Genomic DNA, 3,974 nt, shown 5'->3' on the forward strand with positions numbered 1-3,974 from the left:
GGGGGACAGCGCGTGGCGACCCGCGCGGCGGTCGGCCGGGTCCTGGACCCGGCCGACCAGCCCGGCCGCGACCAGCGGGGCGACCTGGCGGGTCACCGTGGAGGAGTCCACGCCGAGCGCCTCGGCCAGCGCCTTGACGTTCGCCGGTCCGTGCCGGTCCAGGCGGTCGAGCAGCAGGTAGGCGGCCCGGTCCAGCGCCCCGACGCCGCCGCCGGAGGTCCGGACCTGTTCCATCCGGCGGGCGAACACCGCCAGCTGGTACTGGAGTTGGGTGTGCACGGGCTCGATTCGGTCGGTGGCCTGGGGCGAGGTCGTCGTCATCGCGGCTCACGATCGTCGTGCGGTGAGAGAGGCTCAGAGGCAGCAGCGTACGCGGGCCGGGCGGGCCCGGGAACAGCCCCGGCGTCCCCGGTCGGGGGCGCCGCCGGCCGTAGGCTGGCGCCATGCACAACTGGCCGCTCACCCTCGACGACGTCCGCGGGGCCCAGAAGATGCTCGCCGGGGTCGCCCGGGTGACCCCGATGGAGAGCAGCCGGCACCTGTCCGGGCTGGTCGGTTCGCCGGTCCACCTGAAGTGCGAGAACCTGCAGCGCACCGGCTCGTTCAAGCTGCGCGGGGCGTACGTGCGGATCGCGGGACTCTCGCCGGTGCAACGGGCCGGCGGGGTGGTGGCCGCGAGCGCCGGCAACCACGCCCAGGGCGTGGCCCTGGCGGCCTCGCTGCTGGGGGTGCACTCGACGGTCTTCATGCCGGTCGCGGCGCCGCTGCCGAAGGTCGCGGCCACCCGCGAGTACGGCGCCGAGGTCCGGTTGCACGGCGCCACCGTGGACGAGGCGCTGCAGGCCGCGCAGCGGTACTCGGAGGCGACCGGAGCGGTGTTCCTCCACCCCTTCGACCACTGGGACGTCGTCACCGGACAGGCGACCGTCGGGCTGGAGATCCTGGAGCAGTGCCCCGAGGTGCGCACCATCCTGGTCGGGGTGGGCGGCGGCGGACTGCTGGCCGGGATCGCGGCGGCGGTCAAACCGCTGCGGCCGGACGTCCGGGTGGTGGGGGTGCAGGCGGCGGCCGCGGCCGCGTACCCGCCGTCGCTCGCGGCCGGGCGGCCGGTGTCGCTGGAGCGCTACGCCACCATGGCCGACGGGATCATGGTCGGACGCCCGGGGGACATCCCCTTCGAGGTGGTCAACACGCTGGCGGACGGCATCCGCACCGTCTCCGAGGACGCGCTGTCACGGGCCCTGCTGCTCGGCCTGGAGCGGTTGAAGCTGGTCGTCGAGCCGGCCGGAGCCGCGCCGATCGCGGCGCTGCTGGAACGGCCTGACTCCTTCGAGGGCCCGGTGGTGGCCGTGCTGTCCGGCGGCAACATTGACCCCCAGCTGATGCAGCGGGTGCTGCGGCACGGGCTGGCGGCGGCCGGGCGGTACCTGTCGCTGCGGGTGCGCCTGGCGGACAAGCCGGGTTCGCTGGCGGACCTGCTGGGCGTGCTGACCAGGGTGGACGCCAACGTGCTGGACGTCGCGCACGTGCGGACCGACCCGAAACTCGGGCTGACCGAGGTGGAGGTGGACCTGCACCTGGAGACGAAGGGGCCGGAGCACTGCGCGCTGGTGCTCGGCGAGCTCCGGGACGCGGGGTACGTCGTCTCCGGCTGAGGGCGCCGGGATCGGGCTGGGCGTGCGGGGATCGGGCTGGGCGTGCGGGGGATCGGGCTGGGCGTGCCGGATCCGCGGCGGCGGGCGCCGGCCGCGGCGGGTTCGCCGGAGAGGCCGCCCGGACGGTCCCGTCGGGAGGGGCCGGTCGTGAAAATCCGCTTGACGCGATGTATCGCGAGTTGCCAAGCTCGCTCGCGATACATCGCGTCCCGCGTCCGCGGTCGCGAACCGAGTCGCCCGCATGCCCGAAATCCGGGCAGAGTGGGACAGAGTGCCCGAATCGTCCGAGGAGATGAGGCAGGCCATGGCGCCAGCCATCCAAGCCGAGAACCTGGTGAAGACCTTCGGTGACGTGCGAGCCCTGGACGGCGTCAGCCTCGACGTCCCCGAGGGGACGGTGCTCGGGCTGCTGGGCCCGAACGGCGCCGGCAAGACCACCACCGTGCGCGTCCTCACCACCCTGCTCCGCCCCGACTCCGGCCGCGCGGTGGTGGCCGGCGTCGACGTGCTCGAGCACCCGAACCGGGTCCGCAGCCTGATCGGGCTGTCCGGCCAGTACGCGGCGGTCGACGAGTACCTGACCGGCTTCGAGAACCTCACCATGGTCGGCGAGCTCTACCAGATGAGCACCCGCGCGGCGAAGGCCCGCGCGCTGGAGCTGCTGGAGTGGTTCAACCTGACCGAGGCCAAGGACCGCACCGCCAAGACGTACTCCGGCGGTATGCGCCGCCGGCTCGACCTCGCGGCGGCGCTGGTGGTCCGGCCGCCGGTGATGTTCCTCGACGAGCCCACCACCGGCCTCGACCCGCGCAACCGGCTCGCCCTCTGGGAGGTCATCGAGACGCTGGTCGAGCAGGGCACCACGCTGCTGCTCACCACCCAGTACCTGGAGGAGGCCGACCGCCTCGCCCACGACATCGCGGTGGTGGACCACGGGCGGGTGATCGCCCGCGGGACCGCCGACCAGCTCAAGGCCCAGATCGGCGGGGAGCGGATCGAGGTCGTGGTGCACGACCCGGGCCTGGTCGCGGACGCCGTCGCCGCGCTGTCCGGCTACGCCCTCGGCGAGCCCGCGGTGGAGCGGAACACCCGCAGGATCACCGTGCCGGTCAGCGGCGGCGCCCGGGTGCTCGCCGACGCCATCCGCGAACTGGACGGCCGCGGCATCGAGATCGACGACATCGGACTGCGCCGGCCCACCCTGGACGACGTGTTCCTCACCCTCACCGGCCACGCCGCGGAGACGGCCGAGGAGGACGGCGGCGAACACCCCAAGGGGCGCGGTCGGGGCGGCCGGGGTCGCGGCAGGGGCGCGCGCGGCACGGACGGCACCGACGGCGGCGGCCCCGAGCAGCAGCAGGCCGTCACGGCCGGAACGGAGCGCTGAGATGAGCACCACCACCGAGCACGCCATCGGCGCGGCGGTGCCCGCCCAGCGCCGGGGTCTGAACGCCACTCTGCACGACTCCTGGGTGGTCGCCAAGCGGAACCTGCGCCGGATGTCCCGGATCCCCGAGATCGTGGTCTTCGGGCTCATGCAGCCGGTCATGTTCGTGCTGCTGTTCTCGTACGTCATGGGCGGGGCGATCAGGATCCCCGGGACGAACTCCAGCTCCCACACGTACATCCAGTTCCTGATGGCCGGCATCTTCGCCCAGACCGTCACCTTCGCGGTGGCCGGCGCCTCGGCCGGCATCGCGGAGGACATGACCAAGGGGCTGGTGGACCGCTTCCGCTCGCTGCCGATGACCCGCTCCGCGGTGCTGGTCGGCCGCACCCTCGCGGACCTGTTCCAGACGGCGTTCACCGTGGTCGTGCTGGCGCTGGTCGCGCTGCTGGTCGGCTGGCGGATCCACGACGGGGTGCTCAAGGCGCTCGCCGCGTTCGGCCTGCTGCTGCTGCTCGGCTACGCCTTCTCCTGGATCGGCGCGCTGATCGGCCTGTCGGTGCGCAGTCCCGAGGCGGCCACCTCGGCCGGGCTGATCTGGCTGTTCCCGCTGACCTTCGTGTCCAACGCGTTCGTGCCGGTCAGCTCGATGCCGGGCTGGCTCCAGGACGTCGCGTACTGGAACCCGTTCAGCGCCACCGTGCAGGCCTGCCGGAACCTCTTCGGCAACCAGGTCGGGCCGGTGCCCGACGCCTGGCCGATGCAGCACGCCGCGCTGGTCTCGGTGCTGTGGTCGCTGGTGATCACGGCGGTGTTCTCCTGGCTGTCGGTGCGCAAGTACCGCTCCGCCGTGGGCTGAGCCGCCGAGCCGCTCGCACCACCGGGTGCGGAACGCCCGAGGGCGGCCGCCGGGTCCGTGGACTCGTCGGCCG

Annotated in this window: 4 protein-coding genes; 3 read left to right on the forward strand and 1 reads right to left on the reverse strand. The window is 73.5% G+C overall.

Annotation, left to right across the window (positions count from 1 at the left end; translation table 11 throughout):
• Positions 1-321 (reverse strand): MarR family winged helix-turn-helix transcriptional regulator (locus ABT247_RS32345; protein WP_350749934.1); only part of this gene is annotated, 321 nt, incomplete at its 3' end.
• Between the two features lie 122 nt (positions 322-443).
• Between ABT247_RS32345 and ilvA the strand changes: the two genes are divergently transcribed.
• The 3 genes from ilvA to ABT247_RS32360 all read left to right on the forward strand — a co-directional run bounded on the left by ilvA (position 444) and on the right by ABT247_RS32360 (position 3,901).
• Positions 444-1,655 carry a threonine ammonia-lyase gene (gene ilvA, locus ABT247_RS32350; protein WP_350749937.1) on the forward strand — a complete coding sequence of 404 codons (1,212 nt, stop codon included), beginning with the start codon at positions 444-446 and terminating at the stop codon, positions 1,653-1,655.
• Positions 1,656-1,959: 304 nt separating this feature from the next.
• Positions 1,960-3,042: an ATP-binding cassette domain-containing protein gene (locus ABT247_RS32355; protein ID WP_350749941.1), complete on the forward strand. Its 1,083-nt coding sequence runs from the start codon at positions 1,960-1,962 to the stop codon at positions 3,040-3,042.
• Between the two features lies 1 nt (position 3,043).
• Entirely contained in the window at positions 3,044-3,901 is an 858-nt protein-coding gene (locus ABT247_RS32360) for an ABC transporter permease (RefSeq protein WP_350749944.1), read from the forward strand.
• Positions 3,902-3,974 lie beyond the last annotated feature (73 nt).

It is taken from the genome of Kitasatospora sp. NPDC001539 (assembly GCF_040298565.1).
Classification (GTDB): Bacteria; Actinomycetota; Actinomycetes; order Streptomycetales; family Streptomycetaceae; genus Kitasatospora.